The organism is Methyloversatilis sp. NSM2, assembly GCF_038066675.1.
Taxonomy (GTDB): domain Bacteria; phylum Pseudomonadota; class Gammaproteobacteria; order Burkholderiales; family Rhodocyclaceae; genus Methyloversatilis; species Methyloversatilis discipulorum_A.
Genome location: NZ_JBBUKV010000017.1, coordinates 141,129 through 160,036 on the forward strand (window position 1 = coordinate 141,129; position 18,908 = coordinate 160,036).

An 18,908-nucleotide genomic window follows, 5' to 3' on the forward strand; every position below is an offset into this window, starting at 1 on the left:
GGGAGTGACATGGCTGACAAGGGTCGTACGCTGTTGATCGTCGAGGACGATCCTGCGCTGCAGAAGCAGATGCGCTGGAGCTTCGACGATTACGAAGTGGTGCTTGCCAGTGACCGCGAATCGGCGCTGGCGCAGATACGGCGCCACGAGCCGGCGGTCATCACGATGGACCTGGGCCTGCCGCCGGCGCCGGACGATGTGACCGAAGGCATGGCCCTGCTCGGCGAAATCATGGCGCTGGCGCCGCAGTCCAAGGTGATCGTGCTGACCGGACAGAACGACCGCGCCAACGCCTTGCGCGCGATCGGCATGGGCGCCTACGACTTCTACGCCAAACCCTTCGAACCCGAACTGCTGGCGCTGCTGATCGAGCGCGCCTTCCGCCTGCATGACCTGCAGACCGAGAACACGCGCCTGGCCAACCAGAACCTCGGTGTCGAAGGCCGCTTCATCACGCGCGACGCCAACATGCTGCGCGTGCTGCGCACCATCGAGAAGGTGTCGGCAACGCGCGCCACCGTGCTGCTGCTGGGCGAAAGCGGCACCGGCAAGGAAGTGCTGGCGAAGACGCTGCACGACCGTTCGGAGCGCGCTGGCGAACGCTTCGTCGCGATCAACTGCGCGGCCATCCCCGACAACCTGCTCGAAAGCGAACTGTTCGGCTACGAGAAGGGCGCGTTCACCGGCGCCACCAAGCAGACGCCGGGCAAGATCGAGGTCGCCAACAAGGGCACGCTCTTCCTCGACGAGATCGGCGACCTGCCGGGCCCGCTGCAGGCCAAGCTGCTGCGCTTCCTGCAGGAGCGGGTGATCGAGCGACTGGGCGGCCGCGACGAGATTCCGATCGACGTGCGCGTGGTGTGCGCCACCCACCAGAACCTGCAGACGCTGATCGGCGAAAGCCGCTTCCGCGAGGATCTTTACTACCGCCTCGCCGAAATCGTCGTCACGATACCCCCGCTGCGCGAGCGCGAGGGCGACGCCGCGCTGCTGGCGCATTCCTTCGTCAAGCGCTTCGCCGGCGAGCAGGGACGCAGTTCGATGTCGCTGTCGCGCGAGGCGGTGGCGGCGATCGAGGCGCACAAGTGGCCGGGCAATGTGCGCGAGCTGGAGAACTGCATCAAGCGCGCCACCATCATGGCCGACGGCAACCAGATCATGGTGCCCGATCTCGGCCTGAAGCCGGCGGAAGAGAACGGCAGCTTCTTCAATCTGCGCCAGATCCGCGAGGAAGCCGAGCGCAAGGCCGTCGTCAGCGTGCTGGCGCGCGTCGACGGCAATATGGTCAAGGCCGCCGAAATGCTCGGCGTGAGCCGGCCGACCCTTTACGACCTGATGAATCGTTTCGGCCTGCGCTGAAACCGACCTGGAGCATCGCTCTTGAACCCGACATTCCCGACCCTTCCGCGAGTCAGCCGACTGCTCGCCATACTTCTCTGCGCATCTGCGCTGGCTGCGTGCGACCGCAGCAAGCCGCCCGAGGAGTTGCTGGCGGAGGCGCGTTCGGCGTTCGAGCGCAATGACCTGCAGACGACGGCGATCCAGCTGAAGAACCTGCTGCAGAAGGATCCTTCGAACGCCGCCGCCCGCTACGAATTGGGACGTCTCCACATGCTGACTGGCGACGCACCGTCGGCGGTCAAGGAACTGACCCGTGCGCTCGATGCCGGGCATCCGGCGGAACAGGTAGCCCCCCTGCTGGCGCGCGCCATGGTCGAGGCCGGCGAGAGCAAGCAGGCGATCGAACGTCTGGGCACGACCAAGCTGTCGACGCCGGCCGCCAGCGCCGACCTCAGGGCCGCGATCGGTCATGCGCAGCTTGCGGTGGGCAACAAGGACGGCGCGAAAGCGGCTTTCGACGAGGTGCTCGCGGCCGACCCCAACCATCTCTACGCCGGACTGGGCAAGGCGCGCCTGCTCGGTACGCAGCGCGAATTCGCCAGTGCCCACGCGCTGCTCGACAAGGTGCTGGCCGCCGACCCGAAGAGTGCCGAGGCCTGGTTCCTCGATGCCGAGATGAGATCGGCGCAGGGGCAGTTCGAGCAGTCGATGGCGTCCTATCGCAAGGTCTACGAGGTCAAGCCGAGCAATGTCACGGCGCGCTTCGTCGTCGTATCGGCGCTGGCGAACGAAGGCAAGATCGACGAAGCGCGCAAGGAACTGACGGCGCTGCGCAAGGTGTCGCCGAAGGCGCCGGAAGCCAACTATCTGGACGGTCTGCTGCTGGTGAAGGAGCGCAAGTTCATCGAGGCGCGGGACCGTCTGAACAAGACGCTCGCTGTCGCGCCGAACTACGTGCCGGCGCTCGGACTGGCCGCGCTGACCGAATTCGAGCTGCAATCCTATGCGCTGGCCGAACAGCACGCCGAAAAGGTGATCGCGCATGGCGGTGACTCCCTGTTCATCCGTAAGGTGCTGGTCGGTGCCTATCTGAGGACCGGCCGGCTGGACAAGGCGAGACAGGCGCTGGCGCCGCTGCTCAAGTCCAGCCCGGGGAACCCCGAGGTGCAGGCGCTCGCCGGTCAGGTCTATCTGACGGGTGGCGACGCCAAGGGCGCCGAGGCAGCGTTCGAGATCGCCGCGAAAAAGCAGAGCGAAGATGCCGACGCGCAATCGCGGCTGGGCCTGAGCCGGCTGGCGGCAGGCGATCGTGAGGGCGGTATCGCCGCGCTGGAGCAGGCGGTCAGGCTTGATACGGAAAGCGGCCGGCCGGACCTGGTGCTGATCGTTGCGCATCTGCGCAACCGCGACGCCGACCGCGCGCTGGCGGCGATCGATGCGCTGGAAAAGAAGCGCCAGACCGACCCGGTCAGCATCAATCTGCGTGGCACTGCCTATCTGCTGAAGAACGACCCCGACCGCGCGCGCGCCGAGTTCAAGCGTGCGCTCGACGTCGATCCAGCGTATTTCAGCGCGGCCAACAACCTCGCCCGCATGTATGTGACCGAAGACAAGATCGCCGACGCGGAGGCGGTGCTGCAGCAGTTCGTCGCCAAGTCGCCGAAGAACGCCGACGCGCTGATGGCGCTCGCCGGTCTCAAGGCACGCACGCCGGAGGGCACGCCGGAGTCGCTCAAACTGCTGCGGCAGGCCATCGACGCCAATCCGAAGCAGGTGAATCCGCGGCTTGCGCTGATCGAGCTGCACCAACTTTCGGGCGACCGTGGCAAGGCGCTGGCGGCCGCAAACGAGGCACTCAACGCGATGCCGGACGAACCGCGAGTACTCGACGCACTGGCGCTGGCGCAGGCACGTGCCGGCGAACTGGAGGCATCGGTCGCCACGCGTACCAAGCTGGTCGAGCGCGACCCGACATCGGTCCGCGCCCAACTGAACCTCGCGGCGACCCAGGTTGCCGCCAAGCGGGACGCCGAGGCGATCCAGACGCTGCGCAAGGTGCTGGCGCTGCAGCCGGAAACGGTCGAGGCTCAGAACATGCTGATCACCATCCACCGCAGCCGGAACGCGGTCGACGAAGCGCTCCGCGTGGCGCGCGACGTCCAGCGTCAGCGGCCCAAGGCGGCGCTGGGTTACGTGATGGAAGGCGAGCTGATGATGTCCTCGTCGAAGGCGGACCAGGCGATCAAGGCGTATCGCGAGGCCTTGAGCCGTGAGCGCACGGCCACCAACGTGACCCGCCTGCACGCGGCCCTCGAGCGGGACGACAAGGCAGCCGATGCGCGCACGCTGGTCGATGGCTGGCTCAAGGACAATCCGAAGGACGTCGAGGTGCTGCTCTACCTGGGCGACGTCGCGCTGGTCCGCAAGTCGCTCGATGAGGCTCGGATGCGTTACGAAGCCGCGCTCGCGCGCTCCGCGAACAACGTGATCGCGCTGAACAACCTGGCCTGGATCGCCGCCCAGCAGAAGGATGCGCGGGCTCGCAGCTACGCCGAAAAAGCCTACGCGCTGGCGCCGCGCAATCCCGCCGTGCTCGACACCTACGGCGGCATTCTGCTTGCCGCTGGCGACGCCGATCGTGGCCTGCAGATGATGCGCCAGGCGGTTTCGGCGGCGCCGTTCGCCAACGATCTTCGCCTGAATCTGGCGCGTGGGCTTGCCGGCGCCGGACGCAAGGACGATGCGCGCAAGGAATTGGAGCCGCTGGTTGCGCTGGGCAGCAAGTACGAACGTGCCGCCGAGGTGGCCGATCTGATGAAAACTCTTTGAACTGAATCCGGATAGAAAATCATGACCAAAGTTGCTGTGATCGGCCTCGGCTACGTCGGCCTGCCCCTGGCTGTCGAATTCGGCAAGAAGATGCCGACCATCGGTGTGGACATGTCGGCCGCCAAGGTGGCCGCCTACCGCGAGTTCGTCGATCCGACCGGGGAGGTGAGCAGCGAGGACCTGCGCGCCGCCACCCAGCTGACGGTGACCACCGACGGCGCGGCGCTGGCCGAAGCGGACTACATCATCGTCGCCGTGCCGACCCCGGTCGATGACGCGCACCAGCCGGATTTCTCGCCGCTGGTCGGCGCTTCGGAAACCTGCGGCAAGTACATGAAGCGCGGCGCCATCGTCGTGTTCGAATCGACCGTCTATCCGGGCGCGACCGAAGAGGTGTGCATTCCGGTGATCGAGAAGTTCTCCGGCCTGAAGTGGCTGCAGGACTTCAATGTCGGCTACTCGCCGGAACGCATCAACCCGGGCGACAAGGAACGCACGGTTACCAAGATCCTGAAGGTGGTATCGGGCGACACGCCGGATACGCTGAAGAAGGTGTCCGACCTGTACAAGGCGGTCATCACCGCCGGCGTCTATGAGGCCTCGAGCATCAAGGTGGCCGAAGCGGCCAAGGTGATCGAGAACACGCAGCGCGACCTCAACATCGCCTTCGTGAACGAACTGGCCATCATCTTCGGCAAGATCGGCATCGATACCGAAGAGGTGCTGAAGGCGGCGGGCACCAAGTGGAACTTCCTGCCCTTCCGTCCGGGCCTGGTCGGCGGCCACTGCATCGGCGTCGATCCGTACTACCTCACCCACAAGGCCGACATGCTGGGTTATCACCCGCAGGTCATCCTGGCCGGTCGCCGCATCAACGACGGCATGGGCAAGTACGTCGCCGAACAGACGGTTAAAAAGCTGATCCAGAGCGGTGCGTCGGTCAAGGGCGCGAAGGCGCTGGTGCTTGGCCTTACCTTCAAGGAGAACTGTCCCGACCTGCGCAATTCGCGCGTGATCGACGTGATCCGCGAACTGCAGAGCTACGGCGTCGAGGTCATCGTGCATGACCCGGTGGCCGAGTCGAAGGAAGCCGAACATGAATACGGCGTGTCGCTGACCGACTGGGACGACATTCCCAAGGTCGAGGCCATCGTCGCCGCCGTGTCGCACAAGGAGTTTGCCGCCCGTCCGCTGTCCGATTACGTCGGCAAGCTGAAGGCTGGCGGCGTGCTGGCCGACATCAAGTACCAGTTCGATACGGCCGCGCTCGAGGCGCAGGGCGTCAGCGTCTGGCGCCTGTGAGCCGCCCGTGACCCTGCCTGCAACCCTGCCCGAGTCCCTGTCCGCCGCGCTGGCCGCGCGCCCGCGCCGCTGGCTGGTGACCGGTGCGGCTGGCTTCATCGGTTCGCATCTGGTCGAAGTGCTGCTGCACGCCGGCCAGAACGTGGTGGCGCTGGACAACTTCTCGACCGGTCATCAGCGCAACCTCGACGAGGTGCTCGGCGGCCTGCCGTCGCAGGCCGCCGCACGCCTCGATTTCGTCGAGGGCGACATCCGCGATCTGGCGACCTGCGCCCGGGTGTGCAGCGGTGTCGACGTGGTGCTGCACCAGGCGGCGCTCGGCTCGGTGCCGCGTTCGCTGGCCGACCCGATCACCTCGCACGATTCGAACGTAAACGGCTTCCTGAACATGCTGGTCGCGGCGCGCGACGCCGGCGTCGGTCGCTTCGTCTATGCCGCGTCGAGTTCGACCTACGGCGATTCGCCCACTCTGCCCAAGGTCGAGGACGTGATCGGCAAGCCGCTGTCGCCTTACGCGGTGACCAAGTACATCAACGAGCTGTACGCCGACGTGTTCGGCCGCTGCTATGGCCTGCCCTGCGTGGGCCTGCGCTACTTCAACGTGTTCGGCGCGCGGCAGGACCCGGAAGGCGCCTACGCCGCGGTGATTCCGCGCTGGGCGCGCGCGCTGCTGCTCGGCGATACCGTGCAGATCAACGGCGACGGCGAAACCAGTCGCGACTTCTGCTACGTCGACAACGCGGTGCAGGCCAATCTGCTGGCCGGGCTGACCGAGCGTACCGACGCGGTGAACACCGTCTACAACGTCGCCGCTCACCGTCAGACCTCGCTGAATCAATTGTTTGTAGCGATGCGCGACGAACTCGTGAAACGATTCCCGGACATTGCCGGCGCCCGGGCGCACTATCGCGATTTCCGGGCTGGTGACGTGCGCCATTCGCTGGCCGACATCACCCGCGCGCAAACACTTCTTGGCTACGCGCCGACACACGACGTGTCGCGCGGTCTGGCCGAGGCGATGAACTGGTATGTGGCGCGTTTTGCGCCGGCGACGCTTGCCTGACGATGAAGCCTGTACGACTCGCCCTGTTGATTGCCTGCTGCGCCAGCGCGCCGGTGCACGCGCTCGAGCCCGAAGCGGCTGCGCGCAGCCTGCTTGCCGAGGCGCGATCCTTCGAGCACGGCGAGGGCGTGCGACGCGACACCGCCCGCGCGGCGGCGCTCTACTGCCAGGCGGCCAAGCTCGGCGACGCCGAGGCGCAGTTCAACCTGGCCTGGATGTACGCCAACGGACGCGGTGTGGACCGCGACGACGCGCTGGCGGCGACCTTCTTCGATCTGGCGGCCCGCCAGGGTCACGAACACGCGCAGCGCATGCTGCGCTTCACCGGTGCGCCGACGCGCGAACTGCCGCTGTGCATGCAGGATCCACCGGAGCCCGAACCGGTGATGGTTGCCGACATCGATCCCGATCTCGAAGCGGCCTTCGGTACTACCGCCGACCGCAAGCGCGTGATCGAAATCGTGCGCGAACTGGCACCGCATTTCGACATCGACCCGCAACTGGTGCTGGCCGTGATCGGCACCGAGTCGAACTTCAATCCCAAGGCGCGCTCACCGAAGAACGCGCAGGGCCTGATGCAGCTGATTCCGGAAACCGCGCAGCGCTTCAACGTGCGCGACACGTATGACCCGGTACAGAACATCCGCGGCGGCATGGCCTATCTGCGCTGGCTGCTCGCCTATTTCGAAGGTGACGTCGTGCTGGCAACCGCCGGCTACAACGCCGGCGAAGGGGCGGTTGACCGCTACAAGGGCGTACCGCCCTACCGCGAGACACGCGAGTACGTGAAGCGCATCCAGACCCTGTTCCGCAAGACCGAGCATCGCTACGACCAGAACGTGACCACGCCTTCGCCGGTGCTGCGCACGCTCGTGTCCCGTCGTGGCTGAGCGCGCACCGGACGATCGCCGGCGCCGCCTCGTCTGCGCAGCGCTGCTGTCGTCGCCGCTGCTGGCGCGCGCCGCGCTGAGCGACACCATCGTGCGCGTCAAGCCGTCCATCGTCATCGTCGGCACCAATATGCGATCGCGCGCGCCCAGCTTCGAACTGAAGGGCAGCGGCTTCGTCATCGGTGACGGCACGCTGGTCGCGACCAATGCACACGTGGCCAGCGTGCCGCTCGACGCCGACCGTTTCGAAACGCTGGCGGTGATCGCCAGCGTCGACGGCCGTCAGCAACTGCGCGAGGCGCGTATCGTCGCGTCGAGCACCGAGAATGATCTGGCGATCCTGAAGATCCAGGGTGCCGCATTGCCGGCGCTGAAGATCGGCGACTCGGCCAACGTGCGTGAAGGCCAGTCGGTGGCCTTCACCGGTTTCCCGATCGGCAGCGTACTGGGCTTCACCCCGGTCACCCATCGCGGCATCGTGTCGGCCATCACCCCGATGGTGATTCCGGTCGATAACGTGAGCCAGCTCAACGCGGCCAACCGCAACCGGCTGGCGCGAGGCACCTTCACCGTGTTCCAGCTCGACGCCACCGCCTACCCGGGCAACAGCGGCAGTCCACTGTTCGATCCGGACAGCGGCGAAGTGATCGGCGTGATCAATATGGTGCTGGTCAAGGCGGGCAAGGAAAGCGTGTTGTCGCAGCCGAGCGGCATCAGTTACGCGATACCGGCCAGCCATCTGTCGGCCCTGCTCGCCACCGTGCGCTGAGGCGGCGCGGGCGCGAAAACCGCGGCTGCTATAATTCGCGGCACTTTCGGCTTATTCTGCCGATCAATCCTGCCGAACCTGCTGCCCCAACGCCCGTCCATGTCCCTGTTTGCGCTCGGTCTCAACCACCACACGGCACCGCTTGCCGTGCGCGAACGCATGACCTTCCTGCCGGAAGCGCTGCCCGATGCGCTCGGCCAGTTGACGCGCGTGCGACCGGTGCAGGAGGCGGCCATCCTGTCCACCTGTAATCGCACCGAGCTGTACTGCGCGACCAACGACCCGGACAGCGCGCTCGACTGGATGGCCGAGTACCACCGCATCGGCCCATCCGAGATCGCCCCCTATATATACAGGCTGGAACACCAGCAGGCGGTGCGCCACGTGTTCCGGGTAGCCAGCGGCCTCGATTCGATGGTGCTGGGCGAGCCGCAGATACTTGGCCAGATGAAGCAGGCGGTGCGCCTCGCAGAGGGCGCAGGCACGCTGGGCGCGTTGCTGCACACGCTGTTCCAGCGCAGTTTCGCCGTCGCCAAGGAAGTGCGTTCGACCACTGCGATCGGCGCCAACATCGTGTCGATGGCGGCGGCGGCCGTGCACCTTTCGGAGCGCATCTTCGGCAGCATTTCCGGCCAGCGCGTGCTCTGTGTCGGTGCCGGCGAAATGATGGAGCTCTGTGCGGCGCACTTCGCCGGCTGTACGCCGCGCGACATGGTGATTGCCAACCGCACGCTGGATCGCGCTCAGGTGCTGGCCGAGCGCTTCGCGCGCAGCGATCTCAAGGTCGGTGCGATCCGCCTCGACGAACTGGGCGAGCGCCTGGCCGACTTCGACATCGTGCTGTCCTGTACGGCCAGTCCGCTGCCCATCATCGGTCTGGGCATGGTCGAGCGGGCGCTGAAGCAGCGCCGGCATCGACCGATGGTGATGGTCGATCTCGCCGTGCCGCGCGACATCGAAGCGGAAGTCGACAAGCTGGGCGACGTATTCCTCTACACCGTCGACGATCTGGCGCAGATCGTCGATTCCGGCCTCGAATCGAGACAGGCGGCCGTGGTCGAGGCGCAGGCCATCATCGATGCGCGGGTGTCCAACTTCCTGCAGTGGGTGCAGGCACGCGAGGCGGTGCCGGCCATCCGTGCGCTGCGCGGTCACGCCGAGGAAATGCGCGCCGCCGAACTCGAACGCGCGCTGCGCGCCATCGCCCGCGGCGAAGCGCCGGACCGCGTGCTCGACACGCTGTCGCGCAATCTGACCAACAAGCTGCTGCACGGGCCGACGCGCTTGCTCAACGAAGCGCCGCCGGAAGCGCGCGAGCAGATCGAAGGGCTGGTCCAGCGCCTGTTCCCGCAGCACGACCGGGACGCCTAGCGGCGCGCCTGTCCGTCCGCCGTGCCGGCCTGTCCGGCGCTCGTTCCTCTCCCCGAATTCCTCCGCATGAAGCCGCGCATCGCCGAAAAACTCGAACAGCTGTCGACCCGTCTGGCCGATCTCGACGCCGCGCTGGCCGATCCGGGCGTCACCGCCGACATCGATCATTACCGCAAGCTCACGCGCGAACACGCCGAGCTGACGCCGGTCATCGCGCTGTACCAGGCCTGGTGCCGGGCGCGCGACGACGGTGAGGCGGCGCGTGGCCTGCTGGCCGACGCCGACATGAAGGAACTGGCCCAGCTCGAAATCGAGCAATCGGCCGCCGACATGGAGCGGCTGGAGGGCGAGCTGCAGCGTGCGCTGCTGCCGAAGGACCCGGATGACGGTCGCAACGTGTTCCTGGAAATCCGGGCCGGCACGGGCGGCGACGAATCGGCGCTTTTCGCGGCCGACCTGTTCCGCATGTATTCGCGCTACGCCGAGCGCAATCGCTGGAAGGTCGAAGTGGTGTCGGCCAGCGAGTCGGATCTGGGCGGCTACCGCGAAATCATCGCCCGGGTGACCGGTGACGGCGTCTATCAGCGGCTCAAGTTCGAATCCGGCGGCCATCGCGTGCAGCGCGTGCCGGTAACCGAAACCCAGGGCCGTATCCACACCTCGGCGTGCACCGTTGCGGTGATGGCCGAGGTCGATGAGGTGGCCGAGATCGACATCAATCCGGCCGACCTGCGCATCGACACCTTCCGCGCCTCCGGCGCCGGCGGTCAGCACATCAACAAGACCGACTCGGCGGTGCGCATCACGCACATTCCGACCGGCATCGTGGTCGAGTGTCAGGACGACCGCAGTCAGCACCGCAACAAGGCGCAGGCGATGTCGGTGCTGGCGGCGCGCATCCGCGACGCACAGGTGCGCGCGCGCGACAGCCAGATCGCCTCGACCCGCAAGAGCCTGGTCGGCAGCGGCGACCGTTCGGAACGCATCCGCACCTACAACTTCCCGCAGGGCCGGATGACCGATCACCGCATCAACCTGACGCTGTACAAGCTGGACGCCATCATGGACGGCGACCTGGGCGAACTGATGGACGCGCTGGCGCACGAGCACCAGGCCGAACAGCTCGCGCAGCTGGCGGAGGAGGGCGCCTGACCGGCGCCCATGCATGACGCTCGACGACTGGCTGCGCGCCGCGCGCGCCCGCATCGACAGTCGCGATGCCCAGGTTCTGGCCGCGCACGCGCTGGGCTGCGACCGCGCCGGCCTGATCGCGCGCGGGCGCGACGCGCTGGACGAGGCCGCGCTGGCCACTCTCGATGCCCTGCTTGAACGGCGCGCGGCCGGCGAGCCGGTGGCCTATCTGGTCGGCCGGCGTGAATTTTTCGGGCTGGATCTGGCGGTCGCGCCCGGCGTGCTGATTCCGCGGCCGGAAACCGAGGGGCTGGTGGACCTGGCGCTGGCGCGTATCGCCGGCCTCGCGTCGCCGCGCGTGCTTGACGCCGGCACCGGCTCCGGCGCCATCGCGCTGGCGATCAAGGCGCAGTGTCCGCAGGCGCAACTGACCGCGCTCGACCGCTCCGAAGCGGCGCTGGCGATCGCCCGCGGCAACGCGCAGCGGCTCGGGCTTGAAGTCCGCTTCGTCGCCTCAAACTGGCTGGAAGCGATCGTCGACGAAGGCTTCGATTGCATCGTGTCGAATCCGCCGTATATTCGGGCGGACGATCCGCATCTGGCGCAGGGCGACCTGCGTTTCGAGCCACCGGCAGCGCTGGCCAGTGGTGAGGACGGGCTGGATGCCTTGCGCACGCTGTGCCGGCAGGCTCCGCAGCGACTGGCCGAAGGCGGCTGGCTGCTGTGCGAACACGGTTACGATCAGGCGCCGGCAGTACGCGCGCTGATGCGTTGCGCCGGGCTTGCCGACGTCGCGTCGTGGCGCGATATTGCCGGCATCGAACGGGTCAGCGGAGGACGGCTGGCCCCGGAATGATCCGACGTGGATGAGGCGTTTGCGCCCCGTCTGCGTCCCTACACACTGTCCGTGCGCAGGCGCGGTCAGACAGCTGACTTTCAAACATCCGCAAAGGAAAGAGACATGAGCGCCCAGGAACGCATCAAGGAAACCGTTACCGGCAACCCGGTCGTGCTGTACATGAAGGGCACGCCGCAGTTCCCGCAGTGCGGCTTCTCCGCCACTGCCATCCAGATCCTGAAGCACCTCGGCGTGCAGAACCTGCACACCGTGAACGTGCTCGAAGACGCCGAAATCCGCCAGGGCATCAAGGATTACGCCAACTGGCCGACCATCCCGCAGCTCTACATCCGCGGCGAGTTCATCGGCGGCTGCGACATCATGAAGGAGATGTTCCAGTCGGGCGAACTGCAGAAGGAACTGGAAGGCCTCTGATCGGCGCCCGTCGTGCGCGGGAGCGGGCTAGCCCGCCCCCGCGCATGCGCGGGCTCCTTGCGGCGCGCTTCAGTCCGTAGTCGGCAAGGGCTGCGGATTGCCGTTCCACACCCATTCGAGCAGCGCCTCCAGCACTGGCTGAGCGCGCTTCGCGTTCGGGTGGTTAAGCCAGGCGACCATCAGCACGCGCTGACCGTTGCGGTCCAGCACATAGCCGGCGATCGAGCGCGTATCGGCCAGCGAGCCGGTCTTCAGGTGGGCCTGGCCGGCCAGCGGCGATGTTTTCAGCCGCCGGCGCAGCGTGCCGTCGACCGCCAGCACCGGCATCGACGACACGAATTCGGGCATGACCGGGCTGGCCCAGGCGCGGCGCAGCAGCGCCGCCAGGTCATAGGCCGAAAGCCGCTCCGTCCGTGACAGACCCGAGCCGTTGTCCATCACCAGGCTGGGCAGCGGCAGGTTGCGCTGCGCCGCCCAGGCACGCACGCCAGCGGCCGCACCGACCGTGTCCGCCGGCACACCGGACGGGGACAGCGCGAGGAAGAGCTGGCGCGCCATCACGTTGTTGCTGTACTTGTTGATGTCGCGGATCACCTCGGCCAGCGGCGGCGAATCGATGCCGCCGAGCACCGCTGCGTTGATCGGCACAACCCCTTCGCGCACGCGGCCGGTGATGCGTCCGCCCAGTTCCGCCCACATCGCGCGCAGCGCGCGGGCGAAGAAGTCGGCGTGCGGCAGCGGCGCGACATTCCAGATGCGCTCGCCGCAATCGCGCGCGTAGCGGCCGCTGATCTGCAAGGTCAGCGCACCATTGCCGGCCGGTTGGACGGCGGCGAACAGCGTGTCCTTCCAGTCGCCGCAGTCGCCTGCCACCAGCTGTACCCGGTTGTCGATCTGCACGCCATCCAGCGGCGGTTCCGACCACAGTACGAGGGCGCCACCTTCGGTGGGCTGCAGCCGGATGCGCAAGGCATTGTGAGCCAGCAGCAGCGCGTCCGGGCCGACGTTGTAGGGCGCCAGCGGTTCGTTGTCGAAGGCGCCAGGGTCGTGCGCGAGCAGAGCGTAGCGGCTGCGATCGGTGATCACGTCGCCGCGGATGTCACGGATGCCGCGGCTGCGCAATTCGCGCAGCAGCAGCCAGAACTGTTCCATCGACAGCGCCGGGTCGCCGCTGCCGCGGATGTAGAGGTCGCCGTCGAGTACGCCGTCGCGCGGTGCTACCGTGGCGAGCAGTTCAGTGCGCCAGCTGTAGGCGGGGCCCAGCGTATCGAGCGCGGCGTAGGTGGTGACCAGCTTCATCACCGACGCCGGGTTCATCGGCTGCTTCGCGCGGTGGCTGATCCGTGCCGGACCGCCTTCGACCGATTGCACCACCACCGATATCGCCGACGGCGGGATGTCGGCCGAGCGCAGCGCCTGCAGTACTGGCGCCGGCAGCACCGCCAGCGCGAGCGGCGACAGCAGGGTCAGCAGCGCACCGAGCAGCAGACGCATCGGCTCAGGCGATGCGCGACAGGTGGCGGCGCACCGAGGCGCTGGCACCCAGCCAGCCGAGCAGTGCGCAGAGGGCCAGCAGCGCCGCCCAGTCGAGGACGGCCAGCGGACGCAGCACGAATTCCAGACTGTAGAGGCCGGCCAGTTCGCTCATCGGCTGCGCCAGCATGCGCGTGGCGACCAGCGTCAGCAGGCCGGCAAGCGCGCCGCCGAGCAGGCCCTGCAGCGCGCCGAACCAGTGGAAGGGGCGGCGTATCCAGGCGTCGGTGGCGCCAAGCAGGCGGCTCACTTCGATCTCGTCGCGCTGGGTCAGCAACTGCAGCCGTATCGTGTTGAAGGTCACCGCGACCAGACCGAGGCCGAGCACGCCGGCCAGCATGGACAGCGCCTGCCGGCCAAGCGCGATCAGCGCGTCCAGCCGCTTGGCCCAGTCGGAATCGAGCTGTACGTGTTCGACTTCGGGCAGCTTCGCCAGATCGGCGCGCAGCGCTTCGAGGCGCTCGGCGTCGGCGTCCTTCAGTCGCACGACGAAGGCGTCGGCGAAGGGGTTGTCCGGCAGCGCGTCGAGGATTTCGGCCAGCGCGTCGTTGTCGCGGAAGCGCTTCAGCGCCGCGTCGCGCGAAATCAGTTCGACGCGGCCCTCCTTGGCCAGCGCGCGGATCTTCTTCTCGCTGTCCTTCACCACGTCGGCGCTCGCACCCGGCTGCATGAACACCGATATTTCCGGCGCGGCGCTGACATTGCCGGCCAGCCGCTGCAGATTGCCGAGCAGCATGTAGCCGGTGGCCGGCAGTGCGGCGGCGATGCCGACCACCAGTGCGGCCAGCAGCGTGTTGAAGGGCTGGCGGACCATCTGCCGGGCGGCGCGCAGCCCTGCGCGCATCTGTAGACGCAGCCAGTTCATTGCAGCTTCCCGTGTGCCAGCGACAGCCGGCGCGGTGCGTAGCGTTCGAACAGCCCGCCGTCGTGCGTGGTCAGCAGCACGGTCACGCCCGCTTCGTTGAACGAGCGGAACAGGTCGGCGATGTCGCGCGCGTAGGCGTCGTCGAGGTGGGCGGTCGGTTCGTCGGCAAGCAGGATCTGCGGCCGGTTCACGATGGCGCGGGCGATGGTGAGGCGCTGCTGTTCGCCGCCGGACAGTTCGACCGGCATCGCCTTGTCGCGACCGGCCAGGCCGACCCGTTCCAGCGCGGCGCTGACCCGCTTTGCCGCCTCGCGCGGCGGGTGGCTGCTGATGGCCAGCGGCAGCATCACGTTGTCGAAGGCGCTGCGATCGAACAGCAGGCGCTGGTCCTGCATGATGAGACCGATCGAGCGGCGCCAGTAGGGCAGGGCGGCGCGCTTGAGCGCCGATACGTTCTCGCCGCCGACCAGCACCTGGCCTTCGGTCGGCCGTTCGAGTACGGCCAGCAGCTTGAGCAGCGTGCTCTTGCCGGCGCCGGAGTGGCCAGTCACGACCACCATTTCGCCGCGTGCGATGTCGATGTCGACGCGTTCGAGTGCGGTGTGGCCGCCCGGGTAACGCTTGGTGACCTGTTCGAAACGGATCATGCGTCGATCAGGCGCCTTGCGGAGAGTCGAACAGCGCGTCGACGAATTCGGCGGCGCGGAAGGGCTGCAGGTCGTCCACGCCTTCGCCGACGCCGATGTAGCGCAGCGCGATCGGGCGCGACGGCGCATGCTGCTTGGCGATGGCGGCGATGACGCCGCCGCGCGCGGTGCCGTCCAGCTTGGTCATGACCAGGCCGGTCACACCGATGGCGGCGTCGAAGGCTTTCACCTGCGCCAGCGCGTTCTGGCCGATGTTGCCGTCCAGTACCAGCAGCACCTCGTGCGGGCCGGTCGGGTCGGCCTTGGCTATCACCCGCTTCACCTTGGCGATCTCGTCCATCAGGTGCAGCTGGGTGGGCAGGCGGCCGGCAGTGTCGGCCAGCACGACATCGATATTGCGTGCGCGGGCGGCATTGACGGCGTCGAACACGACCGCAGCAGGGTCGCCGGAATCCTGCGCGATCACCGCCACGTTGTTGCGGGCGCCCCAGGTTTCCAGCTGCTCGCGCGCGGCGGCACGGAAGGTGTCACCGGCAGCCAGCAGCACGCTCTTGCCCTGGGCCTGGAAGTGCTTGGCCAGCTTGCCGATCGAGGTGGTCTTTCCGGCGCCATTGACGCCGGCGATCATGATGATGAAGGGCTTGTGCGCGTCCAGATCGAGCGGCTTTTCCAGCGGTGCGATCAGCTTTGTCAGCTCTTCCTTCAGCACGTCACGCAGCCTGGCCGGGTCCTCGATCCGCTCGCGGCGCACGCGCTCGCGCAGCACGTCCAGCAGGTGGGTGGTGGCGTCGAGGCCGACGTCGGAGGTGATGAGCAGGGTTTCCAGCTCTTCCAGCAGTTCGTCGTCGACCTTGGTGCGCGAAAACAGCGCGCTGAGCTGGCCGCCGAGCTGAGCACGGGTCTTCGACAGCCCGGCGCGCAGGCGCTGCGCCCAGGACAGTTTCGGCGCGGCCGCCTCGGGCGCGCTATCCTGCGCGACCGCAGTCGGCGCAGTTTCCGGCTGCGCGACCGCTTCGGGTGCGGCCGGCTTGTCCTTCTTGAAGAAACCAAACATGTGGGGGACGGTCAGTGAAGCACCGTGCAGACAGCCGCACGGCTTGAAAATACAGGCGCGATCAAGGGTTTGGCCCGGATCGCGTACTTTGGCGGAGAGTGTATCAGATGGATTTGCGCCGTTTTTCCAATGGCATCGCACTGTGTGGCGCACTGGCCCTGACGCTTGCAGTGGCGTCACCGGCCCGCGCCAACCCCTTTGAAACCACCTTGAGCAACGGCCTGCGCGTCATCGTCAAGGAAGATCGCCGGGCGCCGGTGGCGATGCACATGGTGTGGTACCGCGTCGGCGCGATGGACGAGAAGGACGGCACCACCGGTGTCGCCCACCTGCTCGAACACATGATGTTCAAGGGCACGAAGAAACTGAAGCCGGGCGAGTTCAACGACATCGTCGCCCGCGCCGGCGGCAACGACAACGCCTTCACCAGCCACGACTACACCGCCTATTTCCAGCGCGTACCCGCCGCGGCGTTGCCGAAGATGATCGCGCTGGAAGCGGACCGCATGCGCAATCTGGTCATCGGCGACGACGAGTTCGCGCGTGAGCTGAAGGTGGTGATGGAAGAGCGCCGGCTGCGTACCGACGACCAGCCGCAGTCGCAGCTGCACGAACAGCTGATGGCCAGCACCTTCATCGCCCACCCCTACCGCCGTCCGGTCATCGGCTGGATGAACGATCTGGAGAACATGCGTCCGGACGACGCGCGCGACTGGTACCGGCTCTGGTACGCGCCGAACAACGCCTACGTGGTGGTGGTCGGCGACGTCGACCACAAGAAGGTGTTCGAGCTGGTGAAGAAGCACTACGGACACATGAAGCCGGTGGCGCAGCCGGTGCGCAAGGTGACTGCCGAGCCGCCACAGACCGGCGAGCGCCGCATCACCGTCAAGGCGCCGGCCGAACTGCCACAACTGGCGATGGCGTGGAAGGTGCCGAAGCTGAGCGACGTCGAGAACGATCGCGAACCGTACGCGCTGGAGGTGCTGGCCGGCATTCTCGACGGTCACGCGGCGTCGCGACTGCCGCGTGCGCTGGTGCGCAGCAGCCAGATCGCGGTCGAGGTGGGCGCCTACTACGACTCGACCGCGCGCGGCGAGGTGACTTTCATGCTCGGCGGTACGCCGGCCAAGGGGCACACGGTGGCCGAACTGGAGACCGCGCTGCGGGCGGAAGTGAAGCGCATCGCCGATGAAGGTGTGTCGGCGGCCGAACTTGAGCGTATCAAGACGCTGACCGTTGCTTCGCAGATATACAAGCTCGATTCCACCTATGTGCAGGCGATGGAGATCGGTCGCCTTGAAGCGTCCGGCTACCGCTGGCAGGACGCCGACCGCATGCTGGAAAAGCTGCGCTCGGTCACCGCCGACGAGGTGCAGGCGGTCGCGCGCAAGTATTTCGGCGATGACACGCTGACTGTCGCCGTGCTCGATCCGCAGCCGCTCGACCCGGACGCGAAGCCCCGCGCCAAGCCGGCCGGTCTGCGCCACTGATGCGTACGCACAACGATTTCCTGCAGGTGATTCCGATGATCCGATTCTTCCGCAGCGCGCTGCTGCGCGCAGTCAGCGTGCTGGCGTTCGCAACGCCGGCGCTGGCCAATGTCGATATCCAGCACTGGACGGCCGCCAACGGCGCACGCGTCTATTTCGTCGAAAGCCACGTGCTGCCGATACTCGACGTACAGGTCGATTTCGACGCCGGCTCGGCGCGTGACCCCGAGGGACGCAGCGGCCTCGCCGGCATGACCCATGGCCTGCTCGACTCCGGTGCCGGTGGCCTCGACGAGGACGCGCTGGCCGAAAAGCTCAGCGATCTGGGCGCCCGCCTGTCCGGTTCGGCCGACAACGACCGCGCCGGGCTGTCGCTGCGCACACTGGCCAGCGCACGTGAGCGCGAGGGCGCGCTGGCGCTGATGCGCACCGTGCTGACGGCGCCCGAATTTCCGGCCGCCGTGCTCGAACGCGAGAAGGCGCGTGCCATCGCCAGCCTGCGCGAAGCCGACACCAAACCGGACCAGATCGGCGCCAAGCGCTTCGCGAAAGCGCTGTACGGCGACCACCCCTACGGCCGCAGCGCCACCGTCGAGTCGATCGCCGCCATCACCCGCGACGACGTGCTGGCGCACTACCGCCGCCATTACGTCGCCTCGCGCGCGGTGGTGTCCATCGTCGGCGACGTGACGCGCGAACAGGCGGAAGCGATCGCGCTGCAGCTGACCGGCGACCTGCCGGCCGGCGAACCGCTGCCGCCGATCGCCGACGTGACGATGCCCAAGGCGGCGACCGAGCGCGTCGCGCATCCGGCCAACCAGAGCCACATCTTCGTCGGTCAGCCGGTGACCCGCCGCGGTGACCCGGATTTCTTCCCGCTGCAGGTCGGCAACTACATCCTCGGCGGCGGTGGCTTCGTGTCGCGGCTGACCAAGGAGGTGCGCGAGAAGCGCGGATACGCCTACAGCGTGTACAGCTATTTCAGCCCGCAGCGCCAGCCCGGTCCGTTCCAGATCGGTCTGCAGACGCAGCGGGCCCAGGCGGCGGATGCGCTGAAGGTGGTTGATGAAACGCTGGCGTCCTTCATCGCCAAAGGTCCGACCGCTGACGAGCTGAAGGCGGCCAAGCGCAATCTGGTCGATGGCTTCTCGCTGCGCCTGGACAGCAATCGCAAGCTGCTCGACAGCCTCGCGACCATCGGTTTCTACGGGCTGCCGCTGGACTGGCTCAGCAAGTTCCAGGAGCGGGTCGAGGCGGTGACGGCGGCACAGGTGAAGGAGGCTTTCCAGCGCCGCCTGTCCGCCGATCACATGGTGCGGGTGATCGTCGCCGGCGACTGAGGACCGG

The 18,908-nt window shown here is 67.3% G+C and carries 16 protein-coding genes; 12 read left to right on the forward strand and 4 right to left on the reverse strand.

The window, feature by feature from the left end; genetic code table 11:
* The first annotated feature begins 9 nt into the window (after window positions 1-9).
* The 10 genes from prsR to grxD all read left to right on the forward strand — a co-directional run bounded on the left by prsR (window position 10) and on the right by grxD (window position 11,969).
* Entirely contained in the window at window positions 10-1,359 is a 1,350-nt protein-coding gene (gene prsR / locus WJU27_RS19550; RefSeq protein WP_020165856.1) for a PEP-CTERM-box response regulator transcription factor, read from the forward strand.
* Window positions 1,360-1,380: 21 nt separating this feature from the next.
* Window positions 1,381-4,170 (forward strand): XrtA/PEP-CTERM system TPR-repeat protein PrsT, encoded by a 2,790-nt coding sequence (prsT, locus tag WJU27_RS19555; RefSeq protein WP_341423159.1) that lies wholly within the window; start codon window positions 1,381-1,383, stop codon window positions 4,168-4,170.
* A gap of 21 nt (window positions 4,171-4,191) precedes the next feature.
* Window positions 4,192-5,472, forward strand: a complete 1,281-nt coding sequence (locus WJU27_RS19560) for a nucleotide sugar dehydrogenase (RefSeq protein WP_020165854.1) — start codon at window positions 4,192-4,194, stop codon at window positions 5,470-5,472.
* A gap of 7 nt (window positions 5,473-5,479) precedes the next feature.
* Entirely contained in the window at window positions 5,480-6,535 is a 1,056-nt protein-coding gene (locus WJU27_RS19565; RefSeq protein WP_341423160.1) for an SDR family oxidoreductase, read from the forward strand.
* A 2-nt stretch (window positions 6,536-6,537) separates the two neighbouring features.
* On the forward strand, window positions 6,538-7,425 hold the full coding sequence (locus tag WJU27_RS19570) for a lytic transglycosylase domain-containing protein (RefSeq protein WP_341423161.1): 888 nt from the start codon (window positions 6,538-6,540) through the stop codon (window positions 7,423-7,425).
* Entirely contained in the window at window positions 7,418-8,194 is a 777-nt protein-coding gene (locus WJU27_RS19575; protein ID WP_020165851.1) for a S1C family serine protease, read from the forward strand. The genes WJU27_RS19570 and WJU27_RS19575 overlap by 8 nt, the downstream gene beginning before the upstream one ends.
* A gap of 99 nt (window positions 8,195-8,293) precedes the next feature.
* Window positions 8,294-9,565, forward strand: a complete 1,272-nt coding sequence (gene hemA / locus WJU27_RS19580; protein ID WP_020165850.1) for a glutamyl-tRNA reductase — start codon at window positions 8,294-8,296, stop codon at window positions 9,563-9,565.
* A 66-nt stretch (window positions 9,566-9,631) separates the two neighbouring features.
* Window positions 9,632-10,717 carry a peptide chain release factor 1 gene (gene prfA, locus WJU27_RS19585; RefSeq protein ID WP_020165849.1) on the forward strand — a complete coding sequence of 362 codons (1,086 nt, stop codon included), beginning with the start codon at window positions 9,632-9,634 and terminating at the stop codon, window positions 10,715-10,717.
* 13 nt (window positions 10,718-10,730) lie between these two features.
* Window positions 10,731-11,552, forward strand: coding sequence for a peptide chain release factor N(5)-glutamine methyltransferase (gene prmC, locus WJU27_RS19590; protein ID WP_341423162.1), 822 nt, complete (start codon window positions 10,731-10,733; stop codon window positions 11,550-11,552).
* A gap of 105 nt (window positions 11,553-11,657) precedes the next feature.
* Window positions 11,658-11,969, forward strand: coding sequence for a Grx4 family monothiol glutaredoxin (gene grxD / locus WJU27_RS19595; RefSeq protein WP_020165847.1), 312 nt, complete (start codon window positions 11,658-11,660; stop codon window positions 11,967-11,969).
* A 69-nt stretch (window positions 11,970-12,038) separates the two neighbouring features.
* Here grxD and dacB read toward each other — a convergent pair whose 3' ends face one another.
* From dacB to ftsY, 4 genes are read right to left on the reverse strand one after another with little or no spacing between them, the layout of a single operon-like run.
* A complete protein-coding gene (gene dacB / locus WJU27_RS19600) occupies window positions 12,039-13,463 on the reverse strand; it encodes a D-alanyl-D-alanine carboxypeptidase/D-alanyl-D-alanine endopeptidase (protein ID WP_341423163.1) in 1,425 nt (474 codons plus the stop codon).
* Between the two features lie 4 nt (window positions 13,464-13,467).
* Complete coding sequence (ftsX, locus tag WJU27_RS19605; RefSeq protein WP_296813264.1) at window positions 13,468-14,367, reverse strand: permease-like cell division protein FtsX; 900 nt, start codon at window positions 14,365-14,367, stop codon at window positions 13,468-13,470.
* The gene (locus tag WJU27_RS19610) at window positions 14,364-15,014 is read right to left on the reverse strand and encodes a cell division ATP-binding protein FtsE (protein ID WP_020165844.1); all 651 of its coding nucleotides are present in this window, start codon (window positions 15,012-15,014) and stop codon (window positions 14,364-14,366) included. The genes ftsX and WJU27_RS19610 overlap by 4 nt, the downstream gene beginning before the upstream one ends.
* A 7-nt stretch (window positions 15,015-15,021) precedes the next feature.
* Window positions 15,022-16,068, reverse strand: coding sequence for a signal recognition particle-docking protein FtsY (ftsY, locus tag WJU27_RS19615; protein ID WP_341423164.1), 1,047 nt, complete (start codon window positions 16,066-16,068; stop codon window positions 15,022-15,024).
* A gap of 107 nt (window positions 16,069-16,175) precedes the next feature.
* Between ftsY and WJU27_RS19620 the strand changes: the two genes are divergently transcribed.
* Both WJU27_RS19620 and WJU27_RS19625 read left to right on the forward strand, forming a co-directional pair.
* Entirely contained in the window at window positions 16,176-17,561 is a 1,386-nt protein-coding gene (locus WJU27_RS19620; RefSeq protein ID WP_341423165.1) for a M16 family metallopeptidase, read from the forward strand.
* Window positions 17,561-18,901, forward strand: coding sequence for a M16 family metallopeptidase (locus WJU27_RS19625; RefSeq protein ID WP_020165841.1), 1,341 nt, complete (start codon window positions 17,561-17,563; stop codon window positions 18,899-18,901). The genes WJU27_RS19620 and WJU27_RS19625 overlap by 1 nt, the downstream gene beginning before the upstream one ends.
* Window positions 18,902-18,908: the final 7 nt, after the last annotated feature.